We start from the raw sequence: 19098 nt of genomic DNA, 5'->3' as shown, positions 1-19098 counted from the left end.
CGGAGCGTTGACGCTTGGACAGATCAGTAGCGGGGGCGACGAGACAAACTAATGGTCAGCGCCAACCCAGCCACTGAAAGCAGGGCGGCCGCGAGGAATATCATCGAATAGCCAAACCCCAGTGCAATGCTGCCCATCACCGGCCCGGCGATGGCCAGTGCCAAATCGAAAAACACCGCATAGGCACTCAAACCTGCGCCACGACTGGAATTTGGTACCTGCTTAATCGCCTCGACGCCTAATGCGGGGTAAACCAACGACAGGCCGAAACCGGTCAAACCCGCGCCAATCAACGCGAACTGGGTGCTGGGCGAGACCCACAGCATGACCAATCCAGCGGTTTCGACCAGCATGCAGGCGATGGCTGCGTTGAAGCCGCCAAAGCGCTTGATAGCGTTGATGAAAATCAGCCGCGACAGGATGAAGCAGATCCCGAAGACCGTCAGGCAGTACGCGGCGCCTTTCCAGCCTCTGCTCAAGTAAAACAGGGTAATGAAGGTGGTCAGGGTGCCGTAACCGATAGAGGCCAGCGTCAAGCTCACGCCAAACGGGGCAACGCGGCCGAACACTGCCCAGAACGGCATCCGTTCGCCTCTGACGACAGGCACTGAGGGCTTGTTACGAATCAACGCCAAGGCGAGTAACGAGATGATCAGCAGCGCAACGCCGAGGCTGACGAAGCCCAGTCCGTCGACCATGACCACCCCAATTGGAGCGCCAATGGCGATGGCGCCATAGGATGCAATGCCGTTCCAGGAAATTGCTCGGCCGGTGTGCTCGGTACCAACTTGGCCAATGCACCAACTGATGGTGCCGACGCCGATCAATCCTTGGGCCACCCCGAGAAACAGGCGCGCGATAATGAGAATCGTCAGGCTCAGGTCGGGCAGGCTTTCAAGCAGCGTGGCCACTAGGGTCATTACGCCACTGATAACAATTCCGGACAGGCCATAAATGATCGCGCGCTTGGTGCCAATGCTGTCTGCCACACGGCCCGCAAGCGGGCGGCTGAGCAACGTCGCCAAATATTGCGAGCCCACGGCAAGCCCCGCAATGACAGCACTGAAACCTAGCTGGTCGTGTACGTACCCCGGAATCACAGCAATCGGTAAGCCGATGCACAGAAAGGCTACGAAGGTATAAAACACAATGGAGACGATCTGCAGGGTGATCGCCATGGAACTTGGGGGTGTGACCGGGGAGGGTGCAGGTTGTGCGGCAGACATGTGGCTCATTCGCTGGTAGGCGGTTGGAGACCGACATGATGGCGTGGGCCGAGCGTAAAAGGAAGCTGGCTAACGATTGTTTTGCGCTTGCCACAGACTCCTGGTCGATCCGTACACAACCTGTAATAGGAGCCAACCTGTTGGCGAAGCGTCTTACCTGATACACCGCAATAAGCCGCTTCGCCAACAAGTTGGCTACAGAGAGTGCCAGACCAAAAAAAGCCCCGTCATCAGGACAGGGCTTTTTTCATGGTCATCAAATCAGAACACAACACCTTGGCTACGCAGGTAGTCATCGTAAGTGCCGCTGAAGTCGACGACGCCGCTTGGGCTCAGCTCAATGATGCGGGTAGCCAATGACGATACGAACTCGCGGTCATGGCTGACGAAAATCAAGGTGCCTGGGTAGTTTTCCAGTGCAAGGTTCAACGCCTCGATGGATTCCATGTCCAAGTGGTTGGTCGGTTCGTCCATGATCAATACGTTCGGCCGCTGCAGGATCAGCTTGCCGAACAGCATGCGACCTTGCTCACCACCGGAGATCACTTTGACCGATTTGAGGATTTCGTCGTTGGAGAACAGCATGCGGCCCAAGGTGCCGCGAACGATTTGCTCGCCGCCCTGAGTCCAACGGCCCATCCAGTCGAACAGGTTGGATTCGTCTTCGAAATCAGACGCGTGATCCTGGGCGTAGTAGCCCAGTTCAGCCGCGTCTGTCCATTTAACGGTACCGGCGTCCGGCGACAGCTCGTTGACCAAGGTGCGCAGCAGAGTAGTTTTGCCGATACCGTTCGGGCCGATGATCGCTACGCGCTCGCCTGCTTCAACCACAAAGCTGAAGTCCTTGAACAGTGGCTTGCCATCGAAACCTTTGGCCATGCGCTCGACGATGACCGCCTGACGGTGCAGCTTTTTGTTCTGTTCGAAACGAATGAACGGGCTGACTCGGCTTGAAGGCTTGACCTCGGCCAAGTGGATCTTGTCGATCTGCTTGGCACGTGAGCTGGCCTGCTTGGATTTCGAGGCGTTGGCCGAGAAGCGGCTGACGAACGATTGCAGTTCGTTGATTTGTGCTTTCTTCTTGGCGTTGTCCGACAGCAGTTGCTCGCGGGACTGGGTCGCCACGGTCATGTATTCGTCGTAGTTGCCTGGGAACAGACGCAGCTCACCGTAATCAAGGTCGGCCATGTGCGTGCAGACACTGTTCAGGAAGTGCCTATCGTGGGAAATGATGACCATGGTGCTGTTGCGCTGGGTCAGGATGTTTTCCAGCCAGCGGATGGTGTTGATGTCCAAGTGGTTGGTCGGTTCGTCGAGCAACAGCACTTCTGGATTGGAGAACAACGCCTGCGCCAGCAACACGCGCAGTTTCCAGCCCGGCGAGACTTCGCTCATCGGGCCGAAGTGCTGGTCGATGCCGATACCCAGGCCCAACAGCAATTCACCGGCGCGGGATTCGGCGGTGTAGCCGTCCATTTCGGCGAACTCGGTTTCCAGCTCAGCGACGGCCATGCCATCAGCTTCGGTCATGTCCGGCAGCGAATAAATACGATCGCGCTCGGCCTTGACCTTCCACAGCTCTTCGTGACCCATGATCACGGTATCGATCACGGTGAATTCTTCGTAAGCGAACTGGTCCTGGTGCAATTTACCCAGACGCACGTTCGGCTCCAGCATCACCTGCCCACCCGAAGGCTCCAGGTCGCCACCCATGATCTTCATGAAGGTGGACTTGCCGCAGCCGTTAGCGCCGATCAGGCCGTAACGGTTGCCGCCGCCAAACTTGACCGAAACGTTCTCGAACAAGGGTTTGGCACCGAATTGCATGGTGATGTTAGCTGTGGAGATCAAAAGTGTGTCCTGCAAGGTAGCAAAGGCATAAAGGCTTGAGGGCCCGGCACAATGGCGTTGGGCGTCAACCCAAAACAGCCAAAAAGCGCACGGCCAAGGCAGGTTGAACGCAGAACGCGCAACCCAAAATCAGTCAGTGCGGCTTTAAAGGGGCGTAATAGTAACACTTGGCGCGCGGAAGGGCAGCCGGAGAGTTGGATCTGGATCTGGATTGAGCGTTTGCGCCGGGCTACAGCACGTTATGCCCGCTGCGGCGTAAAAAGACGCAAGACAAGCGGCATCGTTAACCCATATTGTTGGAATTAGAGCACGCGCAATTGGTTGGAAAAATCGTTCATGTTGTTAGCGAAATGATCGGTCGCGATGAGCGAAATACGCATGCAGGGTGAAAATATGAGTAGCGAATTTTCAAGTACCAAAGCTGAGCCTCTGCGTATTCCACGCGCGATCTGGGCGTTGGGCTTTGTTAGCTTATTCATGGATCTATCGTCTGAGCTGGTACACAGTTTGTTGCCCGTATTTTTGGTCACTACATTGGGGGCGAGTGCATTAACCGTCGGGGTAATCGAAGGGGTAGCAGAGTCGACCGCCATGCTCGTCAAGATATTCTCTGGCGCTATCAGCGACTTTATCGGTCGGCGCAAAGGATTGCTGCTGGTCGGATATGGTTTAGCCGCTCTGACTAAACCACTTTTTCCTTTGGCTCACTCGGTAGATGTGGTCTTTACAGCCCGCTTTCTGGATCGCATCGGCAAAGGCATTCGCGGGGCACCACGAGATGCTCTGGTCGCGGATGTGTCGCCACCGGAGATCCGTGGCGCCTGCTTTGGACTGCGGCAGTCGATGGATACCGTAGGGGCTTTTCTTGGGCCCGCCCTGGCCATTGTGTTGATGCTATGGCTCGCAGATATCCAGCGTGTGCTGTGGTTTGCAGTGATCCCGGCAGCAATAGCGGTGATGCTCATTGTGGCCGGTGTAAAAGAGCCCACACACGCCTCCAGCGAACACAAATACCGATCTCCAATTCATTGGCGAGTCCTTCGCGATTTTTCCACGGGGTATTGGTGGGTTGTCGTCGTTGGGGGGTTGTTTACACTTGCCCGGTTCAGTGAAGCGTTTCTTGTTTTACGTGCGCAGCAGATGGGCTTGTCTGTCACCTGGATTCCGCTGGTGATGGTGGTAATGGCTCTTTTCTATACGTTGTCCGCTTACCCTGCCGGCTGGTTATCTGATCGTATCAGTCGCACGAAACTGCTCTGTGTGGGTATGGGACTACTCGTCCTGGCGGATCTGGTTCTTGCTCAGTCCAGCTCTGTCATCACGATGCTGCTGGGCGTTGCCTTGTGGGGGCTTCATATGGGATTCAGCCAAGGCATTCTTGCCTCGCTGGTGGCAGATAAAGCGCCTGGAAAACTCAAGGGCACCGCCTTCGGCATTTTCAATCTAGTTAGCGGCGTATGCATGCTGATCGCCAGCGTTCTTGCCGGCTGGCTATGGCAAAGCATTGGATCAGACAGCACGTTCCTCATGGCGGCATTGCTTGCCGCAATAGCTCTGCTCTTACTGTTAATTAAGAAACAATAATGCCTCAGGCAAAGATTGGAAGAGTTTCGATCTGTTCGAGCAACTCACCGGTTGAACAGAGCGTGTCAGTAATGGGTAGGCCCTGCATGGCGAGCTAGCAGGACTTTGCCATCTCAATCCTCATCTGCCATCTCTGGGATGCGAGGAAGGAGTCGCCCATCCTCAAAAGTAGTAGTTAGCGTGCCCCGTGGTGCGTTCACATCCTGCTGTGTCGACGTCAACGTGAAGAGGGATAGGGGATGATAGAAACGCTCCTCGACAACTGAGCCCATCCACAGCGGTGAAGTACGCCCGTTCGTGAGCTCGAAATCGACGACCCACACTCGAAGCACTAGGCGCGAGCTGGTCAGTGCGCCACCACTATTCGTTCGAACGAGCGTCAGACTGGGGAGTCGGCCACTAGCGAAAAGTGGAATAACCGGAAGAGCTGCCGGGTCGTTCTGGACGGAAAGCCAATTCAGGGTATTCAACAGTGTCCAGTCCGCTGAGTCGCGCCACCCGTTACGCTGCAGGACATCTTGCAACTCCGGCAGACCACCGGCCCACTGGAACGTCAGTGGTTCATTTGTCTCGCCCGTCAGATCGATACGCCGTACCGGCAGTTGCTGCCAACCCGACGCCAACCAATCGGTGGCGGCCATGGATGGAGTTACTACTTTGACAGCATAGCGGTCGCTGTCGGTGGCATGGCTACGATAGATATTGAATCCTCCGACGAAAATCAGTGCTGAACATCCAGCGGCGAGCAGGCCCTTTGGCCCAATGTGTCCGACTTGGCGCTTCAGGTAGGACAGTCCGAGCAGTGCCAGCCACGCCGACCCGAATGCCAGTCCTCCGAGCACGTCGGAAAACCAATGCGCACCGAGGTAGAGGCGCGAAAACGCAATCAGAAATATCAGAGTTGCTGCGCCGAGAACGACCACGAAGCGCCATGCTGGGCGGATCTCACGCGCGATGAGGAAGGCGAGGAAGCCGTAGAGCACGACATTGACCGTGCTATGGCCGCTAGGGAAGGAAAATGCACTCCAGCCGGAGTAGAGAAGCTCGCCGGGTCGAGCTCGATGCAACGCCACTTTGATGACCGAGTTGAGTGCTGAAGCGCCGGCAATCGCAATCAGCCAATAGGCAGCTGTACGCCAGGAGCGTTTCCACATGAGCCACAGCAAGACAATCAGCGTTACCGCAACCACGACCGTGGTGTCGCCGAGTTCTGTAATGGCGATCATCACCATATCGCCTGGCACTGTACGAAGCTCCTGAAGCGCGTGGTATATCGCGCTGTCTGCGAGCAGCAATGGGTCACCGGTGACGACATCTTCAAGGATGCCAAAGAAGAGCCAGGCTGCACCGACGAGTAGCACCGCCGACACTGCGAGAGTCCGTACTTCGGGCCGTGAAGGATCTAGTAAATGGGAGAGTCTGCGGCTCAACCAGGTGTCATGGGTGCCGGCCCAGTACCGCAGCCGCCCAAGTGCGCCGATGAAGTATGGGACTCCGCGTCGCAACGTCCAACGCATGATATGCAGGAGCGTCCAGCCCGCCACGAGTAGAACGACCAGCAGAATCGCAAGCGGTTTTGCAGCGGCTCCGAGAATGCTGAACGTCGCGCCTACGAGAACACCTGACAGGATATGCGACGAAGCCCACGCAATCGCCGAGGCTATATTGACGGCATAAAACCGACTGACTGCCATTCCCATCATGCCAGCTAAGAGCGGGACGAAGGCGCGGACTCCCGGTACAAAGCGCGCAAGAAAAACACTCTTAGCCCCGTGACGCTCGAAAAAAGACTCGCTGCTTTGAATCAGTTCCGGGTGGCGGTTCAAGGGCCAGAAACCTAGAATCTCACGGTGGTATCGATGCCCGAGCGAGAACGAAAGACCATCGCCCGCGATGGCACCCAACGTGGCGGCGACCAGCAACGGCCAGAGCAATAATACGCCACTTGGCACCAAGGCACTGAGCGCGAGGATCACGGCAGTGCCTGGAACGACGGCACCGATGATCGGGATTGACTCGGAAAGTGCCAGAAGAAACACCGCCAGATAGGCAACATGCGGATGCGCCGTGAGGAAATCGATGACCGATGAGACCAGGGACGTCATCATGCATGGGCTGCCTATGTAGTACCGGTGATGAAGCAATCAAGATGCGCCTCTTCCCTAGAGGTCACACAACCGTTATGACGCAGTTGCCACGTCAGCGGGGAACTCTTCTACGCGCTTTTCAAAGCGTCCAAAATGCAACGCCAGGGTCGGTAACACCAACAGATTGAGTGCGGTCGAAGTCACCAACCCACCCAGGATAACGATAGCCATAGGCCCTTCGATTTCATTACCCGCTGCCCCACTGGCGAGCGCCAGCGGTAGCAATCCCAGCGCGGTCACCACGGCTGTCATCAAGATCGGCACCAGTCGTTCGGCAGCACCTCTTCGAGCGGCTTCCGGGCCCCATGTCATACCTTCTTCATTCACCAGGTTTGAGTAATGCGAGACGAGCATGATGGAGTTGCGCAGCGTGATCCCAAACAGGGTGACAAACCCGACAAGCGATCCCAATGACAAGTTTCCACCGCACACCAACACGGTCACTACACCGCCTACTAAGGCGAAAGGCAGATTCACGAGGACTAAGACCAACGCACGCATACTTTTGAGGGCGAGAAACAAAAGCAGCACAATCCCAATGATCGCTGCAGCTGTGTAAACCAGTAAGTCCTGTTGTGATTGCGCACGTGCTTGTTCCTCACCAGCAAACAAAACATAGGTTCCCTTGGGGAGAGCTACCTCCTTGTTTATTAACCGTTGAGCCTCCTGAACGAAGTCGCTCACCGCACGGCCATGTACGGCGGTCGAGACGGTTTGCAGGCGTTGGCCACCGCTGTGCATGATTTGGTAACGACTGGTGGTTTGAGTGATCAAGGCCAGTTGATCAAGCGGCACCGTTGTTCCGGTTTTGTTGCGTAGCAGCAGTGACCCAACTGTTGCGATGCTGTGATGGGCCGTGGGAGTTAACGAGACGGTGACGTCATAAGTCTGGTTGCCCTGATAGATTTGGCTGGCGGTCACTCCGTCATAAGCCACTTGAATCGCCTCCATCACATCAACCGGTTCGAACCCCCAATGGGTCAATTGCTCAGGCCGCAGCCTGATGGTCAATTGCGGTACATGTTGGGCGGACTCGACTCTTAGGCCGATGGTGCCTGGGATTCGACCTATTACCTGGGCAATTTCCTGGGCTTTGCTTTCCAGCACATCCAGATCAGTGCCAAAGATATTGATAACGACCGGCGCGGTGACACCGGAGATGCTTTCGTCCACCCGTTCAGTCAGGAATGTATTCACCGACGTCGTCAGCCCTGGAAAGCTGGCCAGTACTTGTTGGATATGCGCCACGGTTTGGGTTTCCTCGGCGGCGGACAAGGTATTCAAATCCACTTCGAACTCACTGACATGGACGCCGGTGGGGTCGACCACTTCGCTGGTTCGCCCTGCGCGTTGCGCTACCAGTCGCACGCCGGGAACTGTGCTCAGCTGCTTCGCCACACGGTCACCCACGCGCATGGATTCGGTCAAAGAAGAGCCGGGAGCCAACGCCATATGGATCAGGTAATGTCCCTCCTTCAATTCCGGTATGAAGTTACCGCCAAAAAACGGCAGCGCGCTGGCCGCCACTGTGCAGAGAATGATGATCATCCATACGATTGAGCGAGAGTGTGATTCGACCCTGGCGAGTAATTTCAGGTAGCGGGTCTTCAGTCGCTGGACCAACTTTGGCTCGTCCGATTGGAGTGGCTTAGTGGTCAACAACATAAACGTGAGTGCGGGTGTGACCGTTAGGGCCACCACAAGGGAGGCCAAAATCGCGAGGATATAGGCGAGCCCTAAGGGCGCGAACAGTTTCCCGGCGATCCCTGACAGTGCCAGTACGGGTAGGAAAATCAGCGCAACAACAAGGGTGGCATACACCACGGCACTGCGGACTTCGTATGAGGCGCGTAATACCACCAATGCCGGAGAAATGTGATGCTCCAGCGCTTGATTTTGGCGCAGTCGACGGAAAATGTTCTCCACGTCGACCACGGCATCGTCCACCACCTCTCCCAAGGCAATGGCCAAGCCGCCCAAGGTCATGGTGTTGAGGCTCACACCCAAGTGATGGAGCACGATCACCGCCGTTAACAAGGACAGCGGAATCGCCGTAGCCGAGATGATTGCAGTACGGATATTGAGCAAGAACAGAAACAGCACCAAGACAACTAACACGCCTCCCAATAGCAGTGCTGTCTGCAAGTGACCAATCGCGGTTTCGATAAACCTGGCGGGGCGGAAGATATCCGGATGTAGGCTTACCTGTTCTGCATCCAGCGCAGGTTTCAAACTCTTCAGGGTGCTTTCCACATGACTGGAAACGTTCATCATGTCGGCGCCGTATTGGCTTTCCACCATCAGCGACACCGCTGGCTTACCGTCGATAGCTGCCGCGCCCACCGCAGGAGCAGCCCCATAGGCTACCGAGGCGACGTCGCCCAGGCGCACGGCGATACCCTTCTGATAGTTGAGCACCGTTTGCGCCAACTGCGCTGGTGTAACGGTTTGACCCTCGGTATTCAAGACAATGCGCTGGTTTTCGGTTTCCAGAAAACCCGCGCCTCTAATCCCCGTTGCGCGCTGAGCAGCACTCAATACGTCTTGAAGAGAGAGACCGTATTGCACCAGTTTTTTTGCATCTGCCTGAATCTGAAACTGCTTTAGATCACCGCCGAACACGATCACATCTGCCACGCCCGGCACGCGCAACAATTGCGGCTTGATCGTCCACTCGGCCAGTGTACGCATCTCCATCAGCGAACGGGTGTCAGAGGTGATACCCGCAACCAGGGTGACGCTGGTCGATGACGTTAATGGCAATAGCGCGGGCGTTTTGACCCCGTGCGGGAGAGTACCGGTGAGCGTACTGACCCGCTCCGCAGCCAGTTGTCTGGCTCGGTAAATGTCAGCCCCATTCTTGAAGGTCAGCGTTACCATGGATAGACCAGGTAACGATTTGGATCGCATGCTCGCCAGTCCCAGGGTGCCACCCATTGCATTTTCGATCGGCTGGGTGACCAGCATTTCAACCTGTTCGGACGACAACCCCGGGGCTTGGGTTTGGATCACCGCCAGCGGTGGCGCGAACTCGGGGAAAACATCTTGCCGGGCGTAAGTCAGGGTGTAGATGCCATAACCTGCCAGCAGACAAGCGAGGGCGACAACGACCCCACGGAAGCGGACAGCGAAGCGGATAATTGAATTCAGCATGATGTATTCGCTGCCGTCTGGTTAGTCGTCACATTCGGGGTCTTTGCAGGCCGATGCTGTGATGGGTGGACGCTGTTCTTCGGATAACAGCAGTTGCGCACCCTGCACCACGACCCGATCACCGGACTCAAACCCGGTGCTGACCAGGTATCCATTGTTGTAGGGGGTTTGCTCTGCGACAGGTCTTCGGGTAAAGCGGTCTTTAGCAATTTGCACATACGCCCACGGCTGTCCACCAAACCATAGGATCGCGGCCTCAGGTATGACGAGACTGGTGCTGGGGGGTGTGGGTAATGGCAGATAGGCAACCACTTTGCTACCGACTGGAAGCGTTGCCGCCGCTCGGTAAAGGTATGCACGGCCTTCAGTCGAAGGGTCGACTTGAGGCGAGACTGAAATGAGCTGAGCCGTTTCCCGATGCTCGCTGGACTCAACTGAGATCAGTTCAGGAGCGACTAAATCAACCCCGAGGGGAAGAACAATGCGCAAAAGCATGTCCTCGCGGCTCAACAACTTTTGCAGTTGAGGGGCGTCCTGCGCTCCGATCATGTTTGCCAAGGGCGCACCAAATTGTTGGCGCGCGTTGTTGTGTAACGACCGTATGCTGGCATCAGCAGCCTGTAACTTTGCCTTATCTGCACTCCATGTGACTTGCGAGGCTTGCAGCACTTTCAAGGACACGCTCTGGTTCGCTTTGTACAGTGAGGCGTTGCGCTCGTATTCCTGACCAGAAGCCGTAGCGGCAGAGTGTGCTGTTGCTGAGTCTGCTTGAGCGATTGAGTAACGAGTGTTTAGATCATTGAGCCCTTGCACACCAAGCACACTCCCGTAAGTAAGACGTTCCACTTGATGCTTGGACGCAGTGATCGGCTCACTCTGGATGCCACTGATTGTCTGGGTCGCTTCGTCCAGCGTGACGATAGTTAAACCTCCTTCGGTAGTGACCCTAGATGGAAGGGGTGCGACCGGAGTGGCTGGCGTGACGGGCATGGCTTGATAAGAGAAAAAACCTAAAGCGCCTAAGCCGACTACGGCTATCACCGCCAGGGTGATTCGTGAGGTTTTGCTACGAAAGGGTGTGTTCATTTTCGAATGACAGCCTCGGTTGACTGGGCGTGCAGTGGGATTCCATCGAGCGGTTGCTGGATGGCATTTTCAAGTTGGCTGATGGCTTGCTGGACTTGAACCACTGCATCCACGTGGGTCATTGCATCAACATTCACTGCACGGCGTGATCGCGATAGCGCCAGTCGGTCTATCGCGCCTAAATCAAAGGAATGTTGGTCCGCTTTAAATACGGCTGTTCGAGTCGTCTCTTGGGTATCAACGAGCGCCAAGCCTTGCGTGGCCAGACGATAATGCTGTAGAGCGCTGTCGGTCTGATTGATTGCTTGGTTTTGAAGTGCTTCAACGTGAATGGCGGCTTCCTTGCGGTGAGCTTCGGCCTCAGCGATAGGCCCTTCATTGCGGTTCAATAGGGGGAGCGTGATACCTGCCGGTGTAATGCTGTACTTGTTCACGCCTTGGTCGAACGAGTAGCCGAGGCCGAGTGACAGGTTTGGATATTGCCGTGCAACCTCCAGTTGCAGAGCGGCTTGGCTCGCTTCGTACTCGGCCAAGGCACCCTGAATGTCAGTGCGGTTCAGAACGGTTTGGCGGCGGGCGATCCTACCCGGGATTTCTGGAGTCAGGCTCTCGAATTCATTAAGGTCCATCTTGATGGGTTCAAGCGCCCTGACAGGAATCCCAATAGTTTGAGCAATCAGTGCTTTGGCTTCTAACATCAGCTTTTCGTCACTCGCCAAGTCGCGACGATCGTTCTGCAGAATGATCTGCTCCTGGCTCAACTCGAACGTCGAGGCCTCCCCCAATGAACGCTGCTTCTCCAGCATGCTCACTATGTTCTGCTGGATGTTGACCTGACGCCCGATAATCGCGTGGTGCCGGCCGGCAGCGTAAAGATCGAGCAACGCGATGTGAAGACGACTCCTGATTTGCCAGGTGGTTTGGCCGATATTCAGACGAGCAGCGTCTGACAGTTGTAGCGCTTGCGCTACGCGATACCCACGTTTGCCGGCAGTCTCAATCGGGATGTCGACGGCCAATCCGTAAGTCCACGGTTTTATCGGCTGATCGGTGTACTGCAGTGGCAACGACAAGGACGGATTGGGTCGTTGATTAGCCGTCTCTGTTGCCGCCTCACCGCTAGCAAACCTGGCGCGCACCGCGTCCAGCTCAGGGCTGTAATAGTAGGCTGCCAGAGTTAACTTGCTCAGATCCCAGGCGCTAGTGATTTTGGGAAGGCGCGCTGTTATGAAGCGCTGAAGCTCTGGGTTAGTCAGAGAGCGCTCTTCATAGGCCGCCATCATTTTTTGAGGTGCCAATGGATGCGGTTGATAACGCGCACAGCCGGTGAGGAGGGTTAACACCGCGATAAAACAATGTTTATGCATTTGCATTTTCTTTGAGAGCAAAGTGTCGGCGCGCGCAGCGCTTCGCGAATAGGGCATTGCCTCTCTCCCTACTGGTGAGTGTCGCGCCGGGAGGCTGGTGGAAAAACCCGTTGATATAGGTGCTCAAGGACGTCGAGCAGACGCTCGCCAAGATGCCGCCAACTCATCACCCGCGGTACTAACCAGGCGCTTACCAGCGAGACCAGCAACGACCCGGCAATATCGAGTGGAAAATGCACGCCTAAATAGACACGGGCCCAGCTGACCAACATGCCCAGCAGCAAAATCAGCACGCCAAGCTTGCGTTGCGATGCCAGCATCAGAGCCAAGGCCAGCGTGAATATCACAGTGGCGTGATCGCTGGGAAAAGAGGACTCAGGAGCGTGTTCGAGGAAGTTTTGTCCTAGCCCCAGCATGAAGGGACGAGGATGGAACCAAAGGCTGCTGATCAGCAGATTGCACCCAAGCGCGAACACGATGCTCAGCGTGGCGGTTACCGCAGCAGCTCGGTACTGGCGCTTGCCTCGCAGCCACATTCCTACCAGCAATAGCGGTACGCCGGTGATGAGCCACTGGGCCAGGAAAGTCGCAAATAGCTGCATTTCCACCGGGGAGTGCACGCTGGCGTTGATCGCCAGGAACAGAGTGCGATTGAGTTCTTCCACGAGGAGACCTCGTAAGGTGACGGGGAGGCACCGCGTTGTGATCACGGTGCGAGTGACAGGCACCATAGTGGTTGCTTCCTTAAGTCCGCCTTAAGGCTGACGATGGCAGTCTTATCGTCCTTGCAGGCCCGAGAGACTATTGCTACGCAGCGTTGATCTTGGGGCTCAGGTCGCTGGGCTGAGTTCAGAATGCTGAGAGGTCGAGCGGGAATAGAATGACTATGGCTGGACTGCATAGGCGCGTAGGCGAGAATTCGGCACACTGTGCGTCACTCCAGCGAAGCGCTGACTGATGTGAGGAGAGGGATCAGGCGATGCGAATATTACTGGCAGAAGACGACCTGATGATCGGCAGCGGCCTGCAAAAAGGCTTGCGCCAGGAAGGGAACACGGTGGATTGGGTGACTGACGGCAGGGCCGCCGTCCTTGCTTTGGAAACCACTCCCTATGCGTTGCTGCTACTCGACCTGGGACTTCCGCGCCAAGATGGCATGGAGGTGCTCAAGATTCTGCGTCAACACGACGAGACCTTACCGGTAATCATAATCACCGCCCGCGACTCGCTGCCAGATCGGGTTGCTGGCCTTGATCACGGTGCTGATGATTACCTGGTTAAACCGTTTGCCCTCGAAGAGCTGGTTGCACGCATCCGCGCCGTCAGCCGCCGTCAGTCCGGGCGCGTGCAGACCGAGCTTCGAGGAGGCCCGTTGCGCCTTGATCCGGTGCGGCATCTTCTATGGCTTCGCGATCAACCCGTTAGTCTATCGGCCAAAGAATATGCGTTACTGCACGAGCTGATGAAAGAGTCTGATGCGGTAATCTCCCGCGAGCAGCTAGAGGACCGCCTATACGGTTGGGGAGATGAAGTGGGCAGTAATGCGGTGGAAGTTCACATTCATAATCTTCGTAAAAAGCTTGGGGCGCGGGTGATCCGTACTGTTCGAGGGGTCGGTTATCACATTGGAGCGGATGCATGAGTTCACTCCGACGGCGCCTGTTGTTATGGCTACTGCCAGCCACTTTTCTGGCTGGGCTGCTGGCAAGTATCGGTACCTATTGGGGGGCTGTGCTTGAACTGGATGATTTGCTCAACGACCAAATGCGTTACCTCGCAGAACACATCAATGTGGATTCTGGTGAGCGTGTTGTCCTGACGGATACGGGCAAAAAAAACAGTCCATTCAGTGATGATAATGCTGACGAAGTGTTGCTTCAGGTTTGGAACGCAGGAGTTTTGAGTTTTACGACCGACTCCGCACTCACGCTGCCGCCACCACAACAAACTGGACTGAACGATGTTCAGGTCGGAGATCAAACCTGGCATGCGTTCGTGAGCCAGCGCGGCGATAAGTTTATCCGGGTAGCTCAAGCGCAAAATAAACGCTGGGAAGAACTCGCCGGGTTAGCCGTGCACCTACTGTGGCCATTGGTTTCACTGATTCCCTTCCTAGCCCTGTTCCTGTGGTTTGGTATCAGCTACGGGCTAAAGCCACTGCGAACAGTGGCGATAGAACTATCGGAGCGCAACGTGAACAGCCTGCAGCCTATCGCTTCGAAAGCGCTGCCTGGCGAAGTTAAACCTTTGGTCGATGCGCTCAACGATTTGCTAGAGCGCCTGGCAGATGCCTTCACTATGCAAAAGCACTTCATCGCTGATGCGGCGCACGAGTTACGTACCCCAGTAGCAGCGCTCAGTATTCAAGTGGAGTTGGCACAGCGGGCCACTTTCGATGAAGACCGTCAGATATTGTTGTCGCAGGTACAGGCTGGCGTCACGCGTCTTACTCACCTGACACAACAATTGTTGACCTTGGCTCGTTTGGAGCCTGATGCTCAATCGCCGGTCATTCAGAGGGTCGACTTATCCGCTCTATGCAAGTCAGTGATCAGTGATCAGGTTCGCAGGGCCGAAGCCTCAGGGATCGATCTCGGGCTGGTCGAGCATGCGGCATTATGCATTTTGGGAGATCCCGAAACGCTACGTATCTTGCTCAATAACCTGGTAGATAACGCCATTCGTTACGCGGGTGCTCATACAAAAATTGACTTGGCAGTGCGTAACACTGACCAAGGAATCGTGCTTGAGGTTTGCGACAACGGGCCAGGAATAAATGCAGCGGAGCGTGAGCGGGTGCTTGAGCGATTCTATCGAGGCAACAATCAAATCGGCACTGGCAGTGGGCTCGGGCTTTCAATTGTCAAAACAATTGCGGAAAAGCATGGAGCCCAAGTAGGACTTGACGCTACATCAAATGGTTCGGGGTTGCGAGTACAGATCACTTTCCTGTCTAAATCAGAAAAATATACAGGCTAGGCAATACTTGGAAAATTACCGCAAAAGGCGGGTCAAACGTTGGAATAACCCTTGACGCGGTGGCGACACTATTAAAGAGCGCAACAGAATCGGATCAGGCCTTAACGATTGCCGCCGCCAAACTTGACCGAGGCGTTCTCAAACATAGTTCAATGGGGGCTTGATCATGCTCACCATCAATATTCACGAGGCCAAGACCCATCTATCGAGATTGATAGATCTCGCCGTTAGAGGCATCCCGTTCAAGGTCTTTGCTAAAATCCCCCAAAATTCCAGTCAGGGTGACTAAGACGATGTGGGCAGAAGTTCTAGCGCGGTTTGAAAAACAGGCACCGGCGAGTGTTATGGCCAATCTGGTATTGGAGCACGCCATTTCTGCTGAGTGGATTGATCAGATCTTCGAAGAACATCGTCAGCGCCAGTACCCGCGGGAGCTTTTGTTTTCAACCCTCGTTGAGCTGATGTCCCTTGTTTCATTGGGCTTACGACCGTCTTTGCATGCCGCTGCGCGGCAGATGGAAACGCTACTGGTTACCTTGGCAGCGCTCTATGACAAGGTCAGTCGTACGGAGCCCGCGCTGCTGCGAGCCTTGGTCACTGGCAGTGCAGAGCGCTTGGCTCCGACGATAAAAGAGCTGGGTTATTCGAGTATTTTGCCCGGCTGGCAACTGCGCGTCGTTGACGGCAACCACCTGCCTTCTACCGAAAAACGCTTGGGGGCTTTGCGTCGTGAACGGGGCGCGGCTCGACCAGGATTTTCAGTCGTAGTCTACAATCCCGACCTCGATCAGGTGGTCGATTTGCAGCCTTGCGAGGACGCCTACGCCAGCGAACGGGTCGGCGTGCTGCCGCTGCTGGCTAGCGCCCATGAAGGGCAGTTGTGGATGGCCGATCGACTGTATTGCACGCTGCCCGTGATGCAGGCCTGCGAGGAAGTCGGGGCTTCTTTCATTATTCGCCAGCCAAGTAAACATCCCCGACTGATTCAGGAAGGCGAATGGCAAGAACCGGTGCCCGTCAAAACCGGAACAGTGCGTGAGCAAATGATCGAACTCAAGGGCGGGCACTGCTGGCGCCGAATTGAACTGACCCTGCAAACATCTACTGACTCCGGCGACTCTGTGATGTGGTTTTGGAGCAACTTGCCCGAGTCCATCAGCGCCGAGCAGATCGCCGATTTATACCGGCGTCGCTGGAGCATAGAAGGGATGTTTCAGCGCCTTGAATCGGTGCTGGACAGTGAAATCGAAAGCCTCGGTTCTCCCCGAGCGGCGTTGCTGGGTTTTGCTTCGGCGATCTTGGCCTACAACGTGTTGGCGGTTGTGAAACGTAGCGTGGAACAGGCTCACCGCGAGACGCAGCCCGAAGGATGGGAGGCCTCGACGTTCCATTTGGCAGTGCAAGTGCGCAGCGGTTATCAGGGCATGCAGATCGCACTGCCGTCGGACTACCTATCATCTCAAAAGAGCTCGGAAACCTTGGCACAGCGCCTGATGGCGCTGGCCAGGAATATCAAGCCCAGGCAGGTTGCCAAGAGCAAACGCGGACTGAAGAAAGCCAAACCTAAGGAGTGGCTGGAGGGCAGAGCTGCGAACGCTCATGTATCGACGGATCGCGTACTCAAGGCCCACAAAAAGAAAACACCTTGAAAGGGCTGGCCGTTAGAGGGAAGCCTTTCATCATTGCGAAAGCAGGCAGCCGCTGGTTAAGTTGATGTCATTGGCGTCCCCCGAGCCGAGCCAAGTGAAACGCATGGGCTTTATGGTAGGTCAAATCGTCGTTCCCGATGATTTTGACCAGATGGGTAGCGAGGAAATTGAGTACATGTTTCGACCCATTGGCAGTGAGCACGCTGTCGCCATCGACAGTCTGCCTTTGATCCATAAGGACCCGTTGATCGCATTCTCGTGGCCCAAGCCACCTTCGAGGGTATTACGCTATTAACAGTTGATGCTTTGGTTGCCCAATACCTGGTCCCGTGCAAAACGTCTAATCGTGTTTCGTAAGATGAACCCCGCCCTTTGCGGGGTTTTTCGTTTTTTGGAGTTTTAAATTTTTTAGCAGCCTCCGGGGCAGTGACGTCCTTGGCCTGGAGGTCACCATAGGCACATTAGCCGCTGCGACCCTCAACGATAAAATAAACCTAACAAATGTTAGATAGGTTCTTGACGGGCGCCCATTAGCTCGCTATTGTCTGGCTACCTAACAACAGTTAGGTAATCCAGCCACCTGCCTCCAGGATCGACCATGACCTCTAAACTTCAACTGTTCACTTCCCCTTCGGCTTTCCCCAATCCGCAGCGCTTGCGTCTGTTCATGCATGAAAAGGGCATTGCTGATCAGTTCGACGAAACCATCTATGACATGGCCCCTGGGGGCGAGCAGCGGGGCTGGCGTCACCTCAACATGAATCCGTGGGGCGAGACGCCCACGCTCCAACTGGCGGACGGAAGCTTCATTTCCGAGACGGCTGCCATCGCTCGCTACCTTGACCAGTCCTATCCCGGTCGCAAGATCATGGGGGAGAGCGCACTGGAACAGGGGCTCGATAACATGTGGGACAACCGGGTCTGGGTGCACATCCTGTACCGGATCGTCACGGCGTTTCACGTTTTACACACCGGGCTCGGATTCAAGCTGGAGCTGACGAAGAACGAGGCGTGGGGCGAGCACTGCCGCAAGGAAGCATTGGCTCACGCTGCTTTGGTCAATCGTCATCTGTCCGACGGTCGCGAATGGTTGCTGGGCGGGGATGCTCCCACCTTCTCGGACATAACCCTGGCAACCGCGATTGCGTTCTCCAAATTCCCGGTCAACGCCACGCCGCTGGACGAGCGTTTTGAGTTTCTGGACGCCTACTGGAAACGCTGGCAGAAGCGCCCTAGCTTCCAGGCTGCCTACGCTGATCGCAGCAGTGGTATTCCTGAGCTGAACTCGCCGACGGAGTAACGGTTCCGGTGATCGGTGGTAGCGGAACCGCCGGGATCGCCCGTCCAGCGACGCTAGGTCTACCTAACAAAAGGTAGGCTCTTCATATAGCATGCTGCACACTTTCTAAAACATCGTCCTTTGGACGAAAGGCATCACAATGATTACCAACGCCCGAGAGGCCATCCTGATGGCCGCCACGAAAATTGCCCAATCACAGGGCTACAATGGCCTGAATTTCCGTGACCTTGCCCAACAGGTCGGGATCAAAGCGGCAAGCATTTATTACCACTTCCCGAGTAAAGCCGATCTTGGCGTTGCTGTTGCCAAGCGATATTGGGAAGACGGCGCGGCTGCACTTGAGACGATCTGCGAAGAAGACCCGAACCCGATAGACGCCTTGCGTCGTTTTCCTGAGATTTTTCGCCGATCACTTGAAGCCGACAATCGCCTTTGCCTAGGCAGTTTTGTCGGTGCGGAAACAGACAGTTTGCCCACTGATATGACCAAGGAAATCCAGGCGTTTGCGGACGTAAACGTCGCTTGGCTCAGCAAGCTTCTTTGCGCCGCGAAGGTGTGCAAACCACAGGATAGCGAGGTTCGGGCATGTGCCATTTTTGCAGCCGTCGCCGGCGCCCAGCTCATCGCAAGAAGTCGCTCGGACATTTCGCTTTTCGACACGCTGATCGAGGCTTACCGCGCGTCTGGGCCTTTGCCTGCATAGGCGAACGAAGTCGATTTTTAGGCGTGAGTGCAGCGACCGAAAACTTCTATTTT

General features: G+C 55.7%; 14 protein-coding genes. 7 read left to right on the top strand and 7 right to left on the bottom strand.

Features of this window, described 5'->3' with window-relative positions:
- Positions 1 to 23: 23 nt before the first annotated feature.
- Both RHM65_RS20800 and RHM65_RS20795 read right to left on the bottom strand, forming a co-directional pair.
- On the bottom strand, positions 24 to 1226 hold the full coding sequence (locus RHM65_RS20800; RefSeq protein ID WP_322169414.1) for an MFS transporter: 1203 nt from the start codon (positions 1224 to 1226) through the stop codon (positions 24 to 26).
- Positions 1227 to 1487: 261 nt separating this feature from the next.
- The gene (locus tag RHM65_RS20795) at positions 1488 to 3077 is read right to left on the bottom strand and encodes an ABC-F family ATPase (protein WP_322183958.1); all 1590 of its coding nucleotides are present in this window, start codon (positions 3075 to 3077) and stop codon (positions 1488 to 1490) included.
- A gap of 393 nt (positions 3078 to 3470) precedes the next feature.
- Here RHM65_RS20795 and RHM65_RS20790 point away from each other — a divergent pair, with 393 nt between their 5' ends.
- A complete protein-coding gene (locus RHM65_RS20790; protein ID WP_322170884.1) occupies positions 3471 to 4661 on the top strand; it encodes an MFS transporter in 1191 nt (396 codons plus the stop codon).
- Between the two features lie 113 nt (positions 4662 to 4774).
- On the opposite strand, the gene RHM65_RS20785 is transcribed toward RHM65_RS20790, so the two are convergent.
- The 5 genes from RHM65_RS20785 to RHM65_RS20765 all read right to left on the bottom strand — a co-directional run bounded on the left by RHM65_RS20785 (position 4775) and on the right by RHM65_RS20765 (position 13079).
- Positions 4775 to 6769, bottom strand: coding sequence for a bifunctional DedA family/phosphatase PAP2 family protein (locus tag RHM65_RS20785; RefSeq protein WP_322169419.1), 1995 nt, complete (start codon positions 6767 to 6769; stop codon positions 4775 to 4777).
- 72 nt (positions 6770 to 6841) lie between these two features.
- Positions 6842 to 9961 (bottom strand): efflux RND transporter permease subunit, encoded by a 3120-nt coding sequence (locus RHM65_RS20780; RefSeq protein WP_322169422.1) that lies wholly within the window; start codon positions 9959 to 9961, stop codon positions 6842 to 6844.
- 21 nt (positions 9962 to 9982) lie between these two features.
- Positions 9983 to 11047, bottom strand: a complete 1065-nt coding sequence (locus tag RHM65_RS20775; RefSeq protein WP_322183956.1) for an efflux RND transporter periplasmic adaptor subunit — start codon at positions 11045 to 11047, stop codon at positions 9983 to 9985.
- Complete coding sequence (locus tag RHM65_RS20770; RefSeq protein WP_322169428.1) at positions 11044 to 12414, bottom strand: TolC family protein; 1371 nt, start codon at positions 12412 to 12414, stop codon at positions 11044 to 11046. Before RHM65_RS20770 ends, RHM65_RS20775 begins: the two co-directional genes overlap by 4 nt.
- A 68-nt stretch (positions 12415 to 12482) precedes the next feature.
- Positions 12483 to 13079 (bottom strand): phosphatase PAP2 family protein, encoded by a 597-nt coding sequence (locus RHM65_RS20765; protein WP_322169431.1) that lies wholly within the window; start codon positions 13077 to 13079, stop codon positions 12483 to 12485.
- A 314-nt stretch (positions 13080 to 13393) separates the two neighbouring features.
- On the opposite strand from RHM65_RS20765, the gene RHM65_RS20760 reads away from it, so the two are divergent.
- The 6 genes from RHM65_RS20760 to RHM65_RS20735 all read left to right on the top strand — a co-directional run bounded on the left by RHM65_RS20760 (position 13394) and on the right by RHM65_RS20735 (position 19045).
- Positions 13394 to 14056: a response regulator gene (locus tag RHM65_RS20760; RefSeq protein ID WP_322169434.1), complete on the top strand. Its 663-nt coding sequence runs from the start codon at positions 13394 to 13396 to the stop codon at positions 14054 to 14056.
- The gene (locus RHM65_RS20755; RefSeq protein WP_322169436.1) at positions 14053 to 15393 is read left to right on the top strand and encodes an ATP-binding protein; all 1341 of its coding nucleotides are present in this window, start codon (positions 14053 to 14055) and stop codon (positions 15391 to 15393) included. Before RHM65_RS20760 ends, RHM65_RS20755 begins: the two co-directional genes overlap by 4 nt.
- Positions 15394 to 15737: 344 nt before the next feature.
- Positions 15738 to 17042: an IS4 family transposase gene (locus RHM65_RS20750; protein ID WP_322169438.1), complete on the top strand. Its 1305-nt coding sequence runs from the start codon at positions 15738 to 15740 to the stop codon at positions 17040 to 17042.
- Positions 17043 to 17106: 64 nt separating this feature from the next.
- Positions 17107 to 17337, top strand: a complete 231-nt coding sequence (locus RHM65_RS20745) for a hypothetical protein (RefSeq protein WP_322183954.1) — start codon at positions 17107 to 17109, stop codon at positions 17335 to 17337.
- A gap of 303 nt (positions 17338 to 17640) precedes the next feature.
- Entirely contained in the window at positions 17641 to 18342 is a 702-nt protein-coding gene (locus tag RHM65_RS20740; protein WP_322169443.1) for a glutathione S-transferase family protein, read from the top strand.
- Between the two features lie 139 nt (positions 18343 to 18481).
- A complete protein-coding gene (locus RHM65_RS20735; RefSeq protein WP_322169446.1) occupies positions 18482 to 19045 on the top strand; it encodes a TetR/AcrR family transcriptional regulator in 564 nt (187 codons plus the stop codon).
- The last annotated feature ends 53 nt before the right edge of the window (positions 19046 to 19098 follow it).

The sequence above is a fragment of the Pseudomonas sp. CCI4.2 genome, from assembly GCF_034350045.1.
Lineage (GTDB): Bacteria > Pseudomonadota > Gammaproteobacteria > Pseudomonadales > Pseudomonadaceae > Aquipseudomonas.
This window is presented reverse-complemented; position numbering and strand designations above follow the sequence as displayed.

Excerpts from the sequence above, each read along its gene's own strand:
- RHM65_RS20750 (WP_322169438.1), top strand. The coding sequence starts at position 15,738 with ATGGCCAATCTGGTATTGGAGCACGCCATTTCTGCTGAGTGGATTGAT.
- RHM65_RS20735 (WP_322169446.1), top strand. The coding sequence starts at position 18,482 with ATGATTACCAACGCCCGAGAGGCCATCCTGATGGCCGCCACGAAAATT.
- RHM65_RS20785 (WP_322169419.1), bottom strand. The coding sequence starts at position 6,769 with ATGATGACGTCCCTGGTCTCATCGGTCATCGATTTCCTCACGGCGCAT.
- RHM65_RS20745 (WP_322183954.1), top strand. The coding sequence starts at position 17,107 with ATGTCATTGGCGTCCCCCGAGCCGAGCCAAGTGAAACGCATGGGCTTT.
- RHM65_RS20770 (WP_322169428.1), bottom strand. The coding sequence starts at position 12,414 with ATGCATAAACATTGTTTTATCGCGGTGTTAACCCTCCTCACCGGCTGT.
- RHM65_RS20760 (WP_322169434.1), top strand. The coding sequence starts at position 13,394 with ATGCGAATATTACTGGCAGAAGACGACCTGATGATCGGCAGCGGCCTG.
- RHM65_RS20800 (WP_322169414.1), bottom strand. The coding sequence starts at position 1,226 with ATGTCTGCCGCACAACCTGCACCCTCCCCGGTCACACCCCCAAGTTCC.
- RHM65_RS20740 (WP_322169443.1), top strand. The coding sequence starts at position 17,641 with ATGACCTCTAAACTTCAACTGTTCACTTCCCCTTCGGCTTTCCCCAAT.
- RHM65_RS20775 (WP_322183956.1), bottom strand. The coding sequence starts at position 11,047 with ATGAACACACCCTTTCGTAGCAAAACCTCACGAATCACCCTGGCGGTG.
- RHM65_RS20790 (WP_322170884.1), top strand. The coding sequence starts at position 3,471 with ATGAGTAGCGAATTTTCAAGTACCAAAGCTGAGCCTCTGCGTATTCCA.
- RHM65_RS20755 (WP_322169436.1), top strand. The coding sequence starts at position 14,053 with ATGAGTTCACTCCGACGGCGCCTGTTGTTATGGCTACTGCCAGCCACT.
- RHM65_RS20780 (WP_322169422.1), bottom strand. The coding sequence starts at position 9,961 with ATGCTGAATTCAATTATCCGCTTCGCTGTCCGCTTCCGTGGGGTCGTT.